Raw genomic sequence first — 912 nt, forward strand, 5'->3', positions numbered from 1 at the left:
GAGGAGATGGATGCCACCAGCAGCGAGTTGACCAGCGCCGAGGTCAGCCGCGTGTCCGAAAGAACCGCATCGTACCAGCGCAGCGACGGGCCGGTGAAGGGCGGGATCGGGAACGACGTCGCCTGCAGCGAAAACAGCACCAGCACGACGACCGGCAGGAAGATGAAGCCGTAGACGGCGAGCGCGTAGAGCCAAGAGGCGATGTGGACGAGCGGGCGCATCTCAGGCCCGCTCGATCTTCAGCCAGCGCGCGCAGGCGAGGTAGGCTGATGTGACCACCGCCATCAGGATAATCGACAGCGCCGAGGCCAGCGGGAAATCGCCGCGCCGGCCGATCTGCATCATCACCAGTTGCGGCATCAGCAGCTCGTTGTTGCCGCCCAGGATCTGCGGCGTGATGTAATCGCCGATGCACAGCACGAAGGTCAGGAAGGCGCCGACCATGATGCCGGGCAAGGTCAGCGGCAGCACGATATGCAGGAAGGTGCGCACCGGCCCGGCGCCGAGATCGGCGGCCGCCTTGCGGTAGCTCGGGCTCAACTGCTTGAGGTTGGCAAAGATGGTCAGCGTCAACAGCATGACGAAGAAATGCACGAAGCCGGTGACGGTGGCGAAACGCGTGTTGGCGAGTTGCAGCGGCTCGCTGATCAGGCCAGAGCCGGTCAGCGCCCGGTTGACGACGCCGTTCTGCGCCAGCACCAGCAGCCAGGAATAGGAGCGCACGACATAGGATGTCCAGAACGGCAGCACCGCCAGCATCAGCGCCAGCCGCTGCCAGCGTTCCGGCACCTGTTCGGCGAGGATCCAGGCAAAGGGATAGGCGAGCAGCACCGAGACCACGGTGACGATCGCGGTGACCTGCAGTGAGTTCACCATCGCCTGCCAGTAGGAAGGGTTGGTGAAGAACTGGCT

Annotated in this window: 1 protein-coding gene and 1 pseudogene; both read right to left on the minus strand. The window is 64.5% G+C overall.

Going from position 1 to position 912, the window contains the following annotated elements; translation table 11 throughout:
- Positions 1–221 (minus strand): annotated as a pseudogene (locus EN964_RS35750) (ABC transporter permease); the annotation flags it as partial.
- Between the two features lies 1 nt (position 222).
- Positions 223–912 (minus strand): ABC transporter permease (locus EN964_RS35755; protein WP_164776494.1); only part of this gene is annotated, 690 nt, incomplete at its 5' end.

It is taken from the genome of Mesorhizobium sp. M7A.F.Ca.CA.001.10.2.1 (assembly GCF_003998575.1).
Classification (GTDB): Bacteria; Pseudomonadota; Alphaproteobacteria; order Rhizobiales; family Rhizobiaceae; genus Mesorhizobium.